Here is a 15,681-nt window from a genome sequence, read left to right on the forward strand (position 1 = left end):
AGACTATAGTAAGGGTTACGGCTTACAAGGATGTAGGGGGAATATATGGGCGTTTTTTTAACGCCTGAGTTCGAAGCAGAGCGCAGGCGATTGAGTATTACGGATAACATTCTTTGTAAAACAGCGCGCAAGGTTTTCAGCGGTCTTAAAGGAAACTCGCTGGGAAAGTTCACCTATAAAAGTCGGATTGCCCTGCCAAATGTCAGTGAACGAGATGGCGCGCGTTCAATCGTTTTCTTTAATGATGGCGTGCATCTTTATTTTTTTTACCTTTACGCAAAAAGCAATCTCTCTAAAAAGAAAGGTAAAGAGATAGAGGATGCCGAAATAGACCTTTTTTGTAGTATTGCGCCAGATTTTATCGCCATGAACGAGACTATGATAAAAACGCTGCTTGAGAAAAAAGAACTGTTCGAGGTTAACTGTAATGAGTGATGATTTAAAAAATATTTACGCTATGGCGAAACGTTATCATAAGCATGGCGTGGTAAAAGATGAAACGCTTAAAACGGTTGAAGCTCGTATTAAAGCCGCTGATATTCCTGATGTTCGGCCTATGACTGGCGAAGAAATCAAGGAAGTCCGGCAGCGCTGGAACCTGTCTCAGTCAGTTCTGGCGCGAACAACAGGCATGTCTGTTGAAAGCGTCTCTAAATGGGAGCGTGGGGAGAGTAAGCCGAATCAGGCAGTGCTACGAATTATCAATATGATTTCTGATAAAGGGCCAGAAATATTTTTGAGTTAACCGCAATAAATAACCTGTGGCGATCTGGCTTAAAGGCTTTCTTTAACGACGTCGTCATCACCCTACCTGTTTCGCCCAGCGCTAAGAGAGAGCCCTTAAGCGCTGGGCGTTGCCAGCGGTAAAACGCGCCGCTGCCGTTACGCAGCCGGCGGCGCCGTGCGCGCAAAACTCTCGCGCTGGAACAGCTGCTCCGCCAGCTTTATCAGCGCCGGACGATCAACGCACCAGTTCGGCACCACGTGACGGAAGTTGATATAGCCGATCATGCAGCCGGTGGCGATATCGGCAAGGTTGAGCGTGCCGTTGTTCAGCAAACGCCCCTGCGCCGCAATCGCCTCCAGCTGATCCAGCCCGCGCAGGATCTTCTCCCGATGGCGCGTCAGCACCTCGGTGGACTGCTGTTCCGGCGCGCGCAGCTTCTCGCGCACGATAATGCTGGCGCAGTCGCTGACGCCGTCCGCCAGCCGCTCGACCTGACGAATATGCAGCGCCAGCCAGGCGTCGTCCTGTGGCAGCATCGCGGGCGCGTCGCCGCGCAGCTCAAGGAACTGTGCGATGATGGAGGAGTCGAACCAGGCCTGCTGCTCGTCGTCAATCAGCGTCGGCACCTTGCCCAGCGGATTGTGCCGCGACACCTGGCTGTCGGGGCCGTAGGGCGCATCGTTAACAAATTCGAAAACGATGCCTTTCTCCAGCAGGATAACCGAAATCTTTCGTACAAAAGGGCTGGTATAGCTGCCAATCAGTTTCATCGCGCGCCTCCGCCATCAGGGGGTTAATCAACTCTCATCGGGAAAAAGAAAGGGATTCAGGCTGCTGCGCGAAAACCCTTCCTGCTCCATGCGCGCATCCAGCACCAGCGAGGCGAGATCGTCCGCCACTGGCTCCAGCGCGGGATCCTTCTCCTGATACAGCATCTTCAGGTAGGTGCCGCAGTCGCCGCAGCTCTCTGCTTTCACCGCCGCCAGCTCGCTGTCCAGCGACCAGTAGTGCAGATCGCGCGTCTGTTCGCAGTTGCTGCACTTGCTGCGCGCCACGTACCACTCGCTTTCACACAGGTTGCAGTGCAGATAGCGCAGGCCATGCTGCGTGCCGAGGTGCACCACGCTCGCCACCGGAATACTGGCGCACACCGGGCAGAACTGTCGCTGTTCGCCATATTCGGCGCGCGCTTTGCCGGGGATCAGCGCCGCCATCTGCGCCCAGTAGACCGATAACGCCGCCCAGATAAAAGGCGCTTTGTCGCTGCTGACCTGCGCGAACTCGCCCGCCAGCAGCGCGCTGGCCAGCGTTTCCAGCTCGCCGGCGGCGGTTTTCTCAAGGTTCTCCAGCACCGCCAGCGCCTGACCGGTCATCTCCGGCTTCAGCTCGGCGATCAGCGAGTGCAGCAGCCGCTGCCAGTGCGCCTCGCGCGGCAGAGAGTGGATATCGAGCGGCGGCTTGTCCTCGGCGGCGCTCTGCACCAGACGATCGCGCAGATCGCGATGCAGCGGATGGTCATACAGCACGATCTCCTGCGCCTGCGCGATCTTGGCGGCGAACCGCAGATAGTCGCCAAGCGGATTTTTCGCCGCCAGCTCGCGCAGTCGCGCGGCGCGGCGGCTATAGAGGTTCTTCAGCCGTGGAAAAAGTAACGGCGGAATGGTATCCGCCGTGGTTTTTTCGCTCTTCTCCAGCTGGTCTTGCGGGATAATGCGAATACTCATCAGGGGCGTTTTTCCTGTTGTGTTGAGCGGTTGCGCTGTTCGCGATACCAGCGGGGATGATGTTTTTCCGCCCATGCGGCGGTCACCCAGCCTTCGACCATCGCCGTAAGGGTGCCTTTTACCCACAGCGCCGCATAAACGTGCACCATAATCACCAGCATCAGGCTCACGGCGGAGAGAGAATGCACCAGCAGCGCCGCACGGATCAGCGGGATGCTAAAAGCGCCGGCGAACCAGGGACGCCAGATCGCTATCCCGCTAAGCAGAAGCAGCAATAAGCTGATGATAGCAGCCCAGAACACACACTTCTGGCCGAAATTATAGCGGCCAGTATCACCGACCTCTTCATTAAGGGCAATTTTGTGGATATTGCGCGCCCAAATCAGGTCGTCTTTAGTCACCAGATTGTGATGCCAGTAGCGGAAAAACATCAGCATAAAGGCAGCGAACATGGTCACGCCGATAAAGGGATGCAGGATGCGCGCCAGCTGCGGCGTGCCCAGCACGTTCATCAGCCAGTTGAAAGAGGGAAAGAGAAATCCCAGCCCGCTCAGCGCCAGCAGCACGAAGCTGATGGCGACAATCCAGTGGTTGATGCGCTCCGCCGCGCGGTAGCGGATGATGCGATCCTCTTTTTTCATTCGTTCTCCTCCTTATGCGGCGCCTCGTCGACCCGATTGGGGCCCACGCCGACGTAGTGAAACAGCGAGGCGGCGAAGGTGGCGGCGAAGCCGATCGCCGCCAGCGGTTTCCAGATCCCTTTCCAGAACGTCACGGTCGGGCTGATGGCGGGGTTTTCCGGCAGCCCGTGATAGAGCTGTGGTTTGTTGGCGTGATGCAGCACATACATCACGTGAGTGCCGCCAACGCCCGCCGGATCGTAAAGCCCGGCGTTTGCAAAGCCGCGCGATTTCAGATCGGCGACGCGCTCCGCCGCCAGCTGCTGCATCTCCTCTTTGCTGCCGAAGCGGATCGCCCCGGTGGGACAGGTTTTGACGCAGGCTGGCTCCTGCCCGACGCTGACGCGATCGACGCAGAGGGTGCACTTATAGGCGCGGTTATCCTCCTGGCTGATGCGCGGCACGTTAAACGGGCAGCCGGCGATGCAGTAGCCGCAGCCGATGCAGTGCTCGGACTGAAAATCGACGATGCCGCTGGCGTACTGCACGATGGCGCCCGCCGACGGGCAGGCTTTCAAACAGCCGGGATCGGCGCAGTGCATACAGCCGTCTTTGCGGATCAGCCACTGCAGGCGGCCATCCTCCTCAACCTCCGAGAAGCGCATCACCGTCCAGGCTTTGGCGTCGAGATCGGTCGGGTTGTCGTAAACGCCGATGTTGTAGCCAACCTCGGCGCGAATATCGTTCCACTCCGAACAGGCGACCTGACAGCCTTTACAGCCGATGCAGGTGGTGACATCGATCAGCTTGGCGACCTGCTGCCGATGATCGCGCGCCTGCGGCGCGGGCGTGAGGGAACTGGTCGCGGAGCGACGAATAATGTCCTGTGTGGGGTAAGCCATGTGCGTTCTCCGTTACGCTTTTTCCACTTTAACTAAAAACCCTTTGTACTCGGGCGTTTGCGAGTTGGCGTCGCCCACTGACGGCGTCAGCGTGTTGGCGAGGAAGCCTTTGCGCGCTGTGCCCTCGAAACCCCAGTGACAGGGAATGCCGACGGTGTCGACCGGCCTGCCGTCGATGTGCAGACGCTGCAGACGGCGCGTTACCACCGCTTTGGCCTTGATATAGCCGCGACGGGAAGAGACCTTGACGCTGTCGCCGGCCTGGATGCCTTTTTCCGTCGCCAGCTCCTCGCCGATCTCCACAAACTGCTCTGGCTGCGCGATGGCGTTCAGCAGGGCGTGCTTGGTCCAGTGGCGAAACAGCTCGGTGATGGAGTAGGTGGTGGCGACGCAGGGATAGTCGGCCGCCTCGCCCAGCTGCGCGGCGTCGCGCGCAAAGAGGCGCGCTACCGGACTGTGGCTCTGCTGCGGATGCAGCGGGTTGGCGGCGAGCGGGCTCTCCATCGGTTCGTAGTGCTCGGGGAAGGGGCCGTCCGCCATTTTGTCGAGCGCGAAGAGATGGCCCAGTCCGTCCGGCTGCATGATAAAAGGGCCGGCCTGTTGCTGCGGCGCCAGCGTCAGCGGATAGTCCGGCACGTCGATGCCCTGCCAGCGCTGGCCATCCCACTCGATCAGGCGTCGATTCGGATCCCAGGCTTTGCCCTGCTCATCGGCGGAGGCGCGGTTATAAAGGATGCGGCGGTTCGCTGGCCACGCCCAGGCCCAGCCGGAAACCGCGCCCAGCCCGGACGGGTCGGCGTTGTCGCGGCGCGCCATCTGGTTGCCCTGCGGCGTCCAGCTGCCGGCGTAGATCCAGCAGCCGCTGGCGGTGCTGCCGTCGTTGCGCAGCTCGGCGAAGCTGTTGAGCTGCTGACCCTTTTTCAGCAGCAGCTTGCCGCTGGCGTCGTAAACGTCCTGCAGCGCGCGGCCGTTGCTCTCCTGCGCCACCTCTTCCGGCGAGGGATCGGCAGGATTGCTGTAGTCCCAGCGCATCGCCATCAGCGGTTCCGGCGCCACGCCGCCTTCCTGGCGGTAGAGTTCGCGCAGGCGCAAAAAGAGCGTGCCGAGGATTTTGCCGTCGTGCAGCGCCTCGCCCGGCGGTTCGGCGGCGGCCCAGTGCCACTGCAGCCAGCGCGACGAGTTGGCGACCGAGCCATTTTCTTCGGCAAAGCAGGAAGAGGGCAGGCGAAACACTTCGGTCTCAATCTGCGACGGATCGACGTCGTTGAATTCGCCGTGCGGCTGCCAGAAGCTGGCGGTTTCGGTGCTGAGCGGATCGATCACCACCATATATTTCAGGCGCGAGAGGGCGCGAACCGCTTTGTTTTTGTCGGGGAAGGCGGCCAGCAGGTTAAAGCCCTGCACCAGACAGCCGTTGATCGCGCCCTGCTCCATCATCTCCGCCTGCGCCATGCAGTCGTAGCTTTTGTCCCACTTGGGCAGCCAGTCGTAGCCCCACTGGTTCTCCGCCGTTGCCTGCTCGCCGTAAAAGCTTTTCATCAGGCTGACGAAGAACTTGTCGGTGTTCTGCCAGTAGTTGACCTGGCCCGGCAGCGGCGCGGCGGGCGTCGCTTTTTGCAGGTAGTCCGCCAGCGTCGCCATTTTCTCCGACGGCAGCGGCAGGTAGCCCGGCAGGCTCTGCGACAGCAGGCCGAGGTCGGTGTAGCCCTGCACGTTGGAGTGGCCGCGCAGCGCGTTGATGCCGCCGCCCGGCATGCCGATATTGCCCAGTAGCAGCTGGATCATCGCGGCGGTGCGGATAATCTGCGAGCCGTTGGTGTGGTGCGTCCATCCCAGCGCATAGAGGATGGTGGCGGTGCGGTTGGGCGCGCTGGTGGCCGCCAGCTGGCGACAGATGGCCAGAAAGCTCTCCTGCGGCGTGCCGCACAGGCGCGTCACCATCTCCGGCGTATAGCGGCTGGCGTGCGCCTTCAGCAGATTCAGCACGCAGCGCGGATGCGTCAGGCTGTCGTCGCGGCGGGCGTGCCCCTGTTCATCCAGCTCATAGCGCCAGCTGGCGCGATCGTACTGGCGCATCTCCGCGTCGTAGCCGCTGAACACCCCATCTTTGAAGCTGTAGCCGTCGCTGACAATCAGCGCGGCGTTGGTGAAGGCGCGCACATACTGCTGCTGGATCTGGTTGTGCTGCAGCAGATAGTTAATAACCCCCATCAGGAACACCACGTCGCTGCCGGCGCGCACCGGCGCGTAGAGGTCCGCCACCGAGGCGGAACGGTTGAAGCGCGGATCGACCACGATGACCTGCACGTTGTTGCGCGTCTTCGCCTCAATGACCCACTTAAAGCCGACCGGATGCGCTTCCGCCGGGTTGCCGCCCATAATCAACACCAGATCGGCATTTTTAATATCGTTCCAGTTGTTGGTCATGGCGCCGCGCCCAAAGCTGGGCGCCAGCGCGGCGACCGTCGGGCCGTGGCAGAGGCGCGCCTGGTTCTCCAGCGCGACGATGCCGAGCGCGCGGGCGAACTTATGATCCAGCAGGCCGGTTTCGTTGCTGGCGGCGGACGAGCAGAACATAGAGGTGGTGGGCCAGCGGTTGACCGTTACGCCTGCGGCATTGGTTTGCTGGAAGTGGGCGTCGCGATCCTGCTTCATCAGGCGGGCGATGTGCTCAAAGGCTTCCTGCCAGCTGATGCGCTGCCACTTATCGCTGCCTGGCGCGCGGTACTCTGGATACTTCAGCCGCTGATCGCTGTGAATATAGTCGAGCACGCCGGCGCCCTTCGGGCAGAGCGAGCCGCGGCTGACCGGATGGTCGGGATCGCCTTCGATATGGTAGATCGCCGCGCTGGCGTTTTTCGCGCCGTCACCAAGGCTGTAGATCAGCATGCCGCAGCCGACGGAACAGTAGGTGCAGTTATTGCGCGTCTCGCGGGCGCGAACGAGCTTATATTCTCTGACGCTGGCTAAGGCGGTTTCCGGGGCAAAGCCCAATAGCGCGGCGCTGGTTCCCGCCATGCCGCCAGCGCAGATTTTGAAAAAACTCCGTCTGGTAATTTGCATTTATCGTTCTTCTGTTAGCTCCATTGCGAAGCTATGCAAATTAGCAGCCCTGTCTGCGTCTTATTTGACTAAGGTCAATAAGTTAGCCTTTAGTAACCCGTTTTTTAAATTCTGTTTAAATTCGTTTAGGCGCCTGCGGGTACATAAATTTTTTTCTGGCATAAGCAGCATAATAATATTTCTATATTGAAACGCATGTTAACGCACAGCGGAAAATCGTTCTCATTCTCAGGTTAAAGCGCGCCGTATCGGCGTCCACCCGCTTTTTTCCGCATAATTTGTATAGCGCTTTTTTTGCGCTGTCCGCGGCAAAAAGGCAAAATTGACCGCACTCTCTGCCCGCCTCGCGGCAGCACATAATTTAATTTTTTGTTAATTACAGGTCGTACTCCTTGAAGGCTATCCCGCAACCTACCGGCGAAAATTTAACAACTCAAACGGGCGTCAGCGAAAGCCTGGTGTGGCAGCGCGCCGATCTGGCGGCGGCGCAGCCCGACTGGCTGGCGGACGAAGTGCCCGTCGCGCTGGTGTATAACGGCATCTCGCACGTGGTGATGATGACCACGCCGAAAGATCTGGAGGCGTTTGCCATCGGCTTTTCCCTGTCGGAAGGCATTATCGACGCGCCGGACGATATTTTTGGTCTGGACGTGGTGCCGGGCTGCAACGGCATTGAGGTGCAGATTGAACTCTCCAGCCGCCGCTTTATGGCGCTGAAAGAGCAGCGCCGCGCGCTGGCGGGACGCACCGGCTGCGGCGTGTGCGGCGTCGAGCAGCTGGAGCAGATCGGCAAGCCGGTGCAGCCGCTGCCCTTCACCCAGACCTTCGATCTGGCGCAGCTGGATCGCGGCCTGAGCCAGCTCAAGCGCTTTCAGCCGGTGGGCCAGCAGACCGGCTGCACCCACGCAGCGGCGTGGATCCGCCCGGACGGCGAGCTGGCGGGCGGCTGCGAAGATGTCGGCCGTCACGTGGCGCTGGATAAGCTGCTCGGCTATCGCAGCCAGGCAGCGTGGGGCGGCGGCGCGGTGCTGGTCTCCAGCCGCGCCAGCTATGAGATGGTGCAGAAGTCCGCCATTTGCGGCGTTGAGATCCTGTTCGCCGTTTCGGCGGCGACGCGGCTGGCCGTCGAGGTGGCGGAGCGCTGCAACCTGACGCTGGTCGGCTTCAGCAAGCCGGGGCGCGCCACGGTCTATAGCCATCCGCAGCGGCTGCGTTAACGGACGCGTTGCGGCGGCAGGCTGTAAAAACAACAGTTTGTTTATAACAGATTTGTAAATTCCTTATGTTTAATGGGGCATTGATTACCCTTTTCCGGATCATGAATTTAACTATAATGGTTCGACTGCTTACGCGGCACGCCACTGGGCGGCGCCGCCCAAATATGAAATGGAGAGGAAGAACATGAGTTATTCACTGCCATCCCTGCCTTACGCCTACGACGCTCTGGAACCGCACTTCGACAAGCAGACGATGGAGATCCATCACACCAAACACCACCAGACCTACGTTAACAATGCTAACGCGGCGCTGGAAGGGACCGAATTCGCTGACCTGCCGGTTGACGAGCTGATCACCAAACTGGATCAGGTTCCGGCAGACAAAAAAGGCGTGCTGCGCAACAATGCGGGCGGCCACGCTAACCACAGCCTGTTCTGGAAAGGCCTGAAAACCGGCACCACGCTGCAGGGCGACCTGAAAGCGGCTATCGAAAAAGATTTCGGCAGCGTTGAGAAATTCCAGGAAGAGTTTGAGAAAGCTGCTGCGACCCGCTTTGGTTCAGGCTGGGCGTGGCTGGTGAAAAAAGGCGACAAACTGGCCGTGGTCTCTACCGCTAACCAGGACAACCCGCTGATGGGCGAAGCGATCTCTGGCGCGTCAGGCTACCCGATCCTCGGCCTGGACGTGTGGGAACACGCCTACTACCTGAAGTATCAGAACAAACGCCCTGACTACATCAAGGCGTTCTGGAACGTGGTGAACTGGGACGAAGCCGCGGCGCGTTTCGCCTCTGCTAAGTAAGTTCAACCGTTAAGGTAGCCCCAACCGGCGACGTGATTCGCCGGTTTTTTATTGCCAAAATTCTGAAAATTAAACCGCAGCTAAACATCCTCGCACCAGACATTTAACTTTTTGGGACATTAACCCGCCGTTGAGTTTCACCCAGGTAGGCTAAAAAACATTCCACCAGAGAATGTAACATTATGTCCATTATAACTACGCCTGCGCCGACCACCGAGTCGTCGGCTTCGCTGTTTTTTCAGTTAATCAGCGGAAAATATATCCCGAATAAACTGTGGTTGAGCAAAAACTTTCGCCTGAAGTTCGCCCTGAGAACGCTGGCGTTTCCCGTGACCACGCTGCGCTATTTGCATCAGCTGTCGCGCCTGCCGGATCTGCATCAGGTGATGGGCGTGCAGGGGTTACTGCCTGCCAAACCGCACCGTCCCTATTTGCGCGCCGGCATCAGCGTGGCGGCGCGCGCGCAGGCGATCCTCGACCACTATCAGATGGTAGGCGCGCTGCAGAACGGCGCGCTGCGTCAGCTGCTGCAAAGCCCTGGCGATAATCTGCTGGCGACGCTAGAGGGGAAAAATGGGGAGCGGTTCGAACTCTTCTCCTGCCCGGGACGTTTTGATCGCGAAGGCGAGATCACGCTGGTGCTGCGCTATCAGCGTGAGGTGATCGCCTCGCTCTCTTTTTCGCTGGTCCGGGAGGCGGGTCAACGCACCTTGCTGATCGGCGGCTTACAGGGGCCGCGCAAGCATATCTCTAACGAGGTGATCCGCGAGGCGACGAAGGCGGCGCACGGGCTGTTTCCCAAGCGTATCCTGATGGAAGTGGTGGCCAGGCTGGCGCAGCAGTGCGCGGTAGAGCAGATCCTCGCCGTCGGCGATACCACGCATGTGTTTCGCAGCCTGCGCTATCGTCACAGCAAGCGCGACTATTTCTTCGCCAGCTACAGCGAGTTCTGGCTGTCGCTTGGCGGCGAGGCGCGCAAAGATGCGCTGTTTCACCTGCCGCTGAGCCTGCCGCGTAAAGCGCTGGAGGATATCGCCAGCAAGAAGCGCGCGGAGTATCGCCGCCGCTACGAGCTGCTTGACGCGCTGGCGCAGCAGCTATCCGCTGCCGTCGGCCAGCGCGAGGAGGATCAGGCGGCCGCCTGATCCCTGGCTCAGAACGGCTTCTTCGCGAAGCCGGTCATCACCTTCAGGCCCATTTCACGGCCCAGCGCGGTCATCGGGTGCACCACCACCAGGCCGCGCACGCTTTTCTTCAGCGTGCCCATATCGGCCTGCTCTTTTTTGGTGATTTCGCGGTTGAAGGGCAGATTCATCAGCTTCTGCGCCTCTTTGCTCAGCTTGTCGTCGATCTTGTCGCGCAGGCGCTCGATCTCAGTCACCAGCGTCTCTTTCTCTTTCAGCAGCGCGCCCAGCTTCTCGGCGTCGCCCGCTTCCAGCAGCTGCGGCTCTTTACGGTTCAGGGCGTCCAGCTGATCGCTCAGACGTTTAATCTCGGCTTTTTCTTGCTCTTTCATAGCGAAAACTCGTTGTGGAAAACAGGCAAAGGATACACGAAAAGCGGCGCAGATTCGCGCGCGGCGATGGAGCAGGGCGCCTGAAGATCAGGCGCCGGGACGTTTGAACGCCTGTTTCAGGCTGATACGCGAGATCAGCTCGGTCAGGGAGAGCACCATCGTGGAGCGCACCATCTGCAGGTAGCGCTGCTGCTGCATGGCGCGCAGTTCGGCGTCGTCGGGATGAAAAGCGGGTTTTGGCGGCCAGGCGGCCACGCAGTGCAGCTCACCGAACGGGCCGAGGATCTCGTCGTCGGTGAAGCGATAATCGCCCCGATCGTGATTCAGCTCTTCGCGCAGCGCCAGCAGCAGTTCGCAATCTTCATACTCGTGACGGTTGATAACGCCCAGACCGTAAATCAGCTTCAGGCGCACCGGCAGCTCGCCAAGCGGGCCGTCGCCCAGCAGCAGCGGCTCAACCGCGTACTTCACGGCGTAGTCATCTTTGCGAAACACCTGCAGCACCAGCACATTGACCGCTTCGGCCAGCAGTTCGACGGCGGCGATCAGGAAGCTTCTCACCGAACGTCCGGCGTTCAGGCGCTCAAGCACCCGGTTTTCAAAAGCTTGCTTCTCTTCCATTGTCGCCTGCAGAATTCTGATACCGCCAACGGGCGCAGCCTCGCTGCGCCCGTACCGCTTGTGCGTGACTGACACGCGTTTGTTATGCCATTGCGTGGTAGGCGCTGACCGCGGCGGCCACCACGTCGCTGTTGGCATCCAGACCGGATACCTGCGCCAGCGTCGCCTGCGGGCCTTTCTCGTTAATCAACGCTTCCAGCTCCTGCGCCTGCGGATCCTGCGCGCTGCGATAGTGCATCGCGGCGGCGATGCCCTGCACCAGATGCGCGTTCGGCAGCTGATACTCCAGCGTGCCCAGCGTCGGTTTGATCAGGCGATCGCCCGCGCTCAGCTTGCGCAGCGGCTGACGGCCAACGCGCTCTACGTCATCTTTCAGGTAGGGGTTCTCGAAGCGGCCAAGGATTTTCTCGATATAGGCGGCGTGCTTGTCGGCGTCGAAGCCGTAGCGCTTGATCAGCACCGCGCCGCTCTCCTCCATCGCGCCTTTGACCACCGCACGGATTTTTTCGTCAAGGATGGCGTCGCGAATGGTCTGATGGCCAGCCAGCTGGCCGAGATAGGCGGTGATGGCGTGGCCGGTGTTGAGGGTAAACAGCTTGCGCTCAACGAACGCCATCAGGTTGTCGGTCAGCTCCATGCCGGCAATCTCTGGCAGCGCGCCTTTGAACTGGGTTTTATCAACAATCCACTCGCTGAAGGTTTCCACGGTCACTTCCAGCGGATCGTTGCTGCCCGCTTCAGACGGCGGCACGATGCGGTCGACGGCGGAGTCGACGAAGCCGACATGCTGCTCCACCCAGGCGTGATGCTGCTCCGGCAGCGCGTTCAGCACGTGCTGCTTCAGCTGGCTGGTGCCGCGCACCATGTTTTCGCAGGCGATAATATTGAGCGGGCGTGCGTTGCCTGATTCATGGCGCTGCGCCAGCCCTTTCGCCACGCTGCCGGCGATGCGCTCGAGGATCTGCGGGCCGACGGCGGTGGTCACCAGATCGACCTCCGCCACCAGCGCGATAATGTCGTCGCTGGTGCTGTTAACGGCGCTGACGCCCTTTACGATTTCCACTTTTGCCTGTTCGCCAACCACATGTACTGGATATTCATGACGCGCGTTGAGTGCATCCAGCACCGCCTGATTGACATCGGCGAACACCAGCTCGATGCCGGCATCTGCCAGCAGCTTGCCGATGAAGCCACGACCGATGTTACCTGCTCCAAAATGTAACGCTTTCATAATATTGACCCATATCAAATGACGATGGGGCGGGCACGCCCGCCCCGGAAATCGGGACGGGCTTACCCGCCCCAGGGAAAATCACGCAGGACGTTTAGGCGGTCGCCGGGCTGCCAGAGAGCAGATCCAGCACTTCCTGCACGCTGGTGGTGTGCGCCAGCTTCTCAATCACGCTTTCGTCGTCCAGCGCGTTGGTCAGGCTGGTGATCACCTGGATGTGTTCATTGTTGCGCGCCGCGATGCCGATAACCAGTCGCGCGACATCGTCCGCATCGTCGCCGAACAGCACGCCCTGCGGATACTGACAGAACACCACGCCGGTTTTCAATACGCGATCTTTCGCTTCCACCGTGCCGTGCGGCACCGCGATGGATTCGCCGAGATAGGTTGGGGTGAGCTGCTCACGCGCCAGCATCGCTTCCACATATTCCGGCTGGACGTAGCCGCCTTTCACCAGCTGCTCGCCGGCGAAGCGGATCGCCTGCTCTTTATTGCTGGCGCTCAGGCCGAGGAAGACGTTGTCCGCGCCCAGCTTAAACAGGTGCGCGTTACTGGTGTCGTAGCTATCCGCCAGCGCGGTCTGCACCGTTTCGCGGTGTGCTTCGCTGCGGTTCGCCGCCACCAGACGATCGGTCAGGTTGGTGTAGAGCGCGCTGTCGAGGAAGTTATTCAGTGATATATGCTGCGCCTGCGGCGCCTGACGCATCGCGCGCTCGGTGAGGTCGCGGTGCGTGATCACCAGATCGACGTCGCCCGGCAGCGAGTTAATCGCACTGTTGGTGACCGACACGTTAGCAAGTCCCGCGTCCTGCACTTTTTTGCGCAGCACGCCCGCGCCCATGGCGCTGGAGCCCATACCGGCGTCGCAGGCAACAATGATTTTACGCACGTGGCTGACGTCAACGCTGTTGGCGTCGGCTACTACCGGCGCGCCGGCAACCGACTGGCCTTTAGACTGCGCTTTCATATCCTGCATGCGTTTGGTGGCCGCTTCGATATCGTCGTCTTCTTTCACTTTGCTGGTTTTCAGCAGAATAGAGGAGACCACGAACGAGACTGCAAAGGCCGCGATAATCGCCGCGATATTGGCGAAGTAGGCGCCTTTCGGCGTCATCGCCAGCACCGCCAGAATAGAGCCTGGCGAAGCCGGAGAAACCAGACCGCCGTTCAGCAGCGTCAGGGTGAAGACGCCGGTCATGCCGCCCAGGATCACCGCCAGCAGCAGACGCGGTGCCATCAGCACGTACGGGAAGTAGATTTCGTGGATGCCGCCGAGGAAGTGGATGATCGCCGCGCCGCCCGCAGACTGTCTGGCGCTGCCGCGACCGAACATCATATAGGCAACCAGTACGCCCATGCCCGGGCCTGGGTTCGCTTCAATCAGGAAGAAGATCGACTTGCCTGCTTCACTTGCCTGCTGAATGCCCAGCGGCGAGAAGATGCCGTGGTTGATGGCGTTATTGAGGAACAGGATTTTCGCCGGTTCGACAAAAATTGAGGTCAGCGGCAGCAGGTTGTTCTGCACCATCAGGTTAACGCCTGCGGCGAGAATGTGGGAGAGCCCCTCGACCAGCGGACCGATGGCGAGAAATGCCAGCAGCGCCAGCAACATGCCGATAATGCCGGCAGAGAAGTTGTTGACCAGCATCTCAAAGCCGCTTTTGATTTTACCGTCAACGGCGCGGTCAAAGGCTTTGATCGCCCAGCCGCCCAGCGGACCGGCAATCATAGCGCCGAGGAACATCGGCATATCGGCGCCGACGATCACGCCCATGGTGGTGATGGCACCGACCACGCCGCCGCGATCGCCGCCAACCAGACGGCCGCCGGTGAAACCGATCAGCAGCGGCAGCAGGTAGGTGATCATCGGGCCGACCAGCTTCGCCAGCGTCGCGTTAGGGATCCATCCGGTCGGGATGAACAGCGCAGTGATGATACCCCAGGCGATAAACGCACCGATGTTAGGCATCACCATATTACTCAGAAAGCGACCAAAGCTTTGAACCTTGACCTTGACTGATGAGGACATAAACCCACCCCTTATCGAGACGCGCTGCCATAAGGGCGCGCGTTTGTTTTTGTTAAGTCAGTACGGCGGCGAACCGTCGCTATTACTGTATGCAGGCGGACTCTACCACGCCAGTATGACGCTGCGTAGCGGCCCGCCTTAGTGTGATCCAGATCACCGATTGCCGGTGGGATAAGGGGCTGTTTTGGTGAGGAAGATCACAAAAAAACGGTGTAAAAAAGCTACAGTGGCGTTTTTTTCGCCGTAAAACGGGGTTAAACGTGATGAATATCACGTTTAAGGGTGTCTGGTTTGTTTCATATATGTGATTAAGATCACAAACTATTTTTGGTCGAAAATGCGCCAGATCACACTGTGGACGAGGCGGCTGTCTGGCTGGGGAAAATCTGAAAGAGAGTGACGGCGAAGAGGGCGGGACGAGCGGCTGGCGCGTCCCGCATCAGTGGTTACTGCAGTCCGTTCTGAACGGCGCTCTGCGCCTGGGTTAACGCCTGCGCGTTGGCGGAGATATCACTCATCAGCGCGTTGTACTGCGTGACCTGATCCGGCGTCGGGAACTGAACGGCGCCGTTGTTGAAGCTCACGCGCGGCCCCTGCTGCTGCAGGAAGTCGCCCGCCTGCGCCGCGCCCTGGCTCAGCGCCTGCAGCTTCGGCAGCAGCGGCACCAGCTGGTTGGCCGGCTGCGTCACCACTTTATCGTAGGCGGTGTCGTAGACCTTCTTCAGATCCTCTTCCTGCTTCAGCGCGGCTTTGCTGCTGTCCGCCTGCATTTTGGCGCTCTCCAGCTGCTGGGTGACAATCACCAGCGCGCCGTTCGCCTGGCGCAGCGCGTCGCGGCGCGTCAGATAATCCTGCGGTACGTGGATCGCCGACAGCTCATCAACCACCGGGCGCATGCCCTGATCCACCGCTTTGTTCACCTGCTGGGAGAAGCCGTAAAGGATGGCGTAGTCGCCGGCATATTTACCAAAATTCTGCTTCTGACTTTCGCTCAGGCTGGGCAGATGCTCGCCGCTGCGCATCACGGTGTTCTGCAGGAAGTCGATAAAGGCTTTGCGCTGATCGCCCTCTTTGTCGCCGCACGCGGTGAGGTTAAGCACCAGCAACGCGGCGCCGAGCAACATGCCGGTACGCATCCAGATGCGAGAAATTCCTGATGCCATAAGGGCAACTCCTGTAAATGAGAATAGTGATAACCGAGGAATGGTCCTAAAGAATAGAGCAAAGTA

The 15,681-nt window shown here is 59.8% G+C and carries 15 protein-coding genes; 5 read left to right on the top strand and 10 right to left on the bottom strand.

Going from position 1 to position 15,681, the window contains the following annotated elements; genetic code table 11:
- Positions 1-45: 45 nt before the first annotated feature.
- Both MC269_RS00220 and MC269_RS00225 read left to right on the top strand, forming a co-directional pair.
- Complete coding sequence (locus MC269_RS00220) at positions 46-435, top strand: type II toxin-antitoxin system RelE/ParE family toxin (RefSeq protein ID WP_239953324.1); 390 nt, start codon at positions 46-48, stop codon at positions 433-435.
- Positions 428-745, top strand: coding sequence for a DNA-binding transcriptional regulator (locus MC269_RS00225; RefSeq protein ID WP_081140591.1), 318 nt, complete (start codon positions 428-430; stop codon positions 743-745). The genes MC269_RS00220 and MC269_RS00225 overlap by 8 nt, the downstream gene beginning before the upstream one ends.
- 137 nt (positions 746-882) lie before the next feature.
- On the opposite strand, the gene MC269_RS00230 is transcribed toward MC269_RS00225, so the two are convergent.
- From MC269_RS00230 to fdnG, 5 genes are read right to left on the bottom strand one after another with little or no spacing between them, the layout of a single operon-like run.
- Positions 883-1,497, bottom strand: coding sequence for a glutathione S-transferase (locus tag MC269_RS00230; protein ID WP_239953325.1), 615 nt, complete (start codon positions 1,495-1,497; stop codon positions 883-885).
- A 27-nt stretch (positions 1,498-1,524) separates the two neighbouring features.
- Entirely contained in the window at positions 1,525-2,451 is a 927-nt protein-coding gene (gene fdhE, locus MC269_RS00235; protein WP_239953326.1) for a formate dehydrogenase accessory protein FdhE, read from the bottom strand.
- Positions 2,451-3,092: a formate dehydrogenase cytochrome b556 subunit gene (gene fdoI / locus MC269_RS00240; protein ID WP_239953327.1), complete on the bottom strand. Its 642-nt coding sequence runs from the start codon at positions 3,090-3,092 to the stop codon at positions 2,451-2,453. Before fdoI ends, fdhE begins: the two co-directional genes overlap by 1 nt.
- Positions 3,089-3,973 carry a formate dehydrogenase subunit beta gene (fdxH, locus tag MC269_RS00245; RefSeq protein WP_239953328.1) on the bottom strand — a complete coding sequence of 295 codons (885 nt, stop codon included), beginning with the start codon at positions 3,971-3,973 and terminating at the stop codon, positions 3,089-3,091. The genes fdoI and fdxH overlap by 4 nt, the downstream gene beginning before the upstream one ends.
- A gap of 12 nt (positions 3,974-3,985) precedes the next feature.
- Positions 3,986-7,036, bottom strand: coding sequence for a formate dehydrogenase-N subunit alpha (fdnG, locus tag MC269_RS00250; protein WP_239953329.1), 3,051 nt, complete (start codon positions 7,034-7,036; stop codon positions 3,986-3,988).
- A gap of 392 nt (positions 7,037-7,428) precedes the next feature.
- Between fdnG and fdhD the strand changes: the two genes are divergently transcribed.
- The 3 genes from fdhD (at position 7,429) to MC269_RS00265 (ending at position 10,200) form a co-directional block, all read left to right on the top strand.
- Positions 7,429-8,253 (top strand): formate dehydrogenase accessory sulfurtransferase FdhD, encoded by an 825-nt coding sequence (fdhD, locus tag MC269_RS00255; protein ID WP_239953330.1) that lies wholly within the window; start codon positions 7,429-7,431, stop codon positions 8,251-8,253.
- 184 nt (positions 8,254-8,437) lie between these two features.
- A complete protein-coding gene (gene sodA / locus MC269_RS00260; RefSeq protein ID WP_081140598.1) occupies positions 8,438-9,055 on the top strand; it encodes a superoxide dismutase [Mn] in 618 nt (205 codons plus the stop codon).
- A 182-nt stretch (positions 9,056-9,237) separates the two neighbouring features.
- Entirely contained in the window at positions 9,238-10,200 is a 963-nt protein-coding gene (locus MC269_RS00265; RefSeq protein ID WP_239953331.1) for a VirK/YbjX family protein, read from the top strand.
- 8 nt (positions 10,201-10,208) lie between these two features.
- On the opposite strand, the gene MC269_RS00270 is transcribed toward MC269_RS00265, so the two are convergent.
- From MC269_RS00270 to MC269_RS00290, 5 genes are all read right to left on the bottom strand, one after another.
- Entirely contained in the window at positions 10,209-10,571 is a 363-nt protein-coding gene (locus MC269_RS00270; RefSeq protein WP_081140600.1) for a YibL family ribosome-associated protein, read from the bottom strand.
- An 87-nt stretch (positions 10,572-10,658) separates the two neighbouring features.
- The gene (locus tag MC269_RS00275) at positions 10,659-11,192 is read right to left on the bottom strand and encodes an MltR family transcriptional regulator (RefSeq protein ID WP_081140601.1); all 534 of its coding nucleotides are present in this window, start codon (positions 11,190-11,192) and stop codon (positions 10,659-10,661) included.
- 82 nt (positions 11,193-11,274) lie between these two features.
- Complete coding sequence (gene mtlD / locus MC269_RS00280) at positions 11,275-12,423, bottom strand: mannitol-1-phosphate 5-dehydrogenase (RefSeq protein ID WP_239953332.1); 1,149 nt, start codon at positions 12,421-12,423, stop codon at positions 11,275-11,277.
- A gap of 94 nt (positions 12,424-12,517) precedes the next feature.
- The gene (locus tag MC269_RS00285) at positions 12,518-14,452 is read right to left on the bottom strand and encodes a PTS mannitol transporter subunit IICBA (RefSeq protein ID WP_081140603.1); all 1,935 of its coding nucleotides are present in this window, start codon (positions 14,450-14,452) and stop codon (positions 12,518-12,520) included.
- A gap of 446 nt (positions 14,453-14,898) precedes the next feature.
- Entirely contained in the window at positions 14,899-15,615 is a 717-nt protein-coding gene (locus MC269_RS00290) for a DUF3053 domain-containing protein (RefSeq protein ID WP_081140604.1), read from the bottom strand.
- Positions 15,616-15,681 lie beyond the last annotated feature (66 nt).

Origin of the sequence: Pantoea sp. Z09 (assembly GCF_022394795.1) — a bacterium.
Taxonomy (GTDB): domain Bacteria; phylum Pseudomonadota; class Gammaproteobacteria; order Enterobacterales; family Enterobacteriaceae; genus Pantoea; species Pantoea latae.

What these genes read in the sequence shown, in the direction of transcription:
- MC269_RS00220 (WP_239953324.1), top strand. Translation starts at nt 46, where the DNA reads ATGGGCGTTTTTTTAACGCCTGAGTTCGAAGCAGAGCGCAGGCGATTG.
- MC269_RS00225 (WP_081140591.1), top strand. Translation starts at nt 428, where the DNA reads ATGAGTGATGATTTAAAAAATATTTACGCTATGGCGAAACGTTATCAT.
- MC269_RS00230 (WP_239953325.1), bottom strand. Translation starts at nt 1,497, where the DNA reads ATGAAACTGATTGGCAGCTATACCAGCCCTTTTGTACGAAAGATTTCG.
- fdhE (WP_239953326.1), bottom strand. Translation starts at nt 2,451, where the DNA reads ATGAGTATTCGCATTATCCCGCAAGACCAGCTGGAGAAGAGCGAAAAA.
- fdoI (WP_239953327.1), bottom strand. Translation starts at nt 3,092, where the DNA reads ATGAAAAAAGAGGATCGCATCATCCGCTACCGCGCGGCGGAGCGCATC.
- fdxH (WP_239953328.1), bottom strand. Translation starts at nt 3,973, where the DNA reads ATGGCTTACCCCACACAGGACATTATTCGTCGCTCCGCGACCAGTTCC.
- fdnG (WP_239953329.1), bottom strand. Translation starts at nt 7,036, where the DNA reads ATGCAAATTACCAGACGGAGTTTTTTCAAAATCTGCGCTGGCGGCATG.
- sodA (WP_081140598.1), top strand. Translation starts at nt 8,438, where the DNA reads ATGAGTTATTCACTGCCATCCCTGCCTTACGCCTACGACGCTCTGGAA.
- MC269_RS00265 (WP_239953331.1), top strand. Translation starts at nt 9,238, where the DNA reads ATGTCCATTATAACTACGCCTGCGCCGACCACCGAGTCGTCGGCTTCG.
- MC269_RS00270 (WP_081140600.1), bottom strand. Translation starts at nt 10,571, where the DNA reads ATGAAAGAGCAAGAAAAAGCCGAGATTAAACGTCTGAGCGATCAGCTG.
- MC269_RS00275 (WP_081140601.1), bottom strand. Translation starts at nt 11,192, where the DNA reads ATGGAAGAGAAGCAAGCTTTTGAAAACCGGGTGCTTGAGCGCCTGAAC.
- mtlD (WP_239953332.1), bottom strand. Translation starts at nt 12,423, where the DNA reads ATGAAAGCGTTACATTTTGGAGCAGGTAACATCGGTCGTGGCTTCATC.
- MC269_RS00285 (WP_081140603.1), bottom strand. Translation starts at nt 14,452, where the DNA reads ATGTCCTCATCAGTCAAGGTCAAGGTTCAAAGCTTTGGTCGCTTTCTG.
- MC269_RS00290 (WP_081140604.1), bottom strand. Translation starts at nt 15,615, where the DNA reads ATGGCATCAGGAATTTCTCGCATCTGGATGCGTACCGGCATGTTGCTC.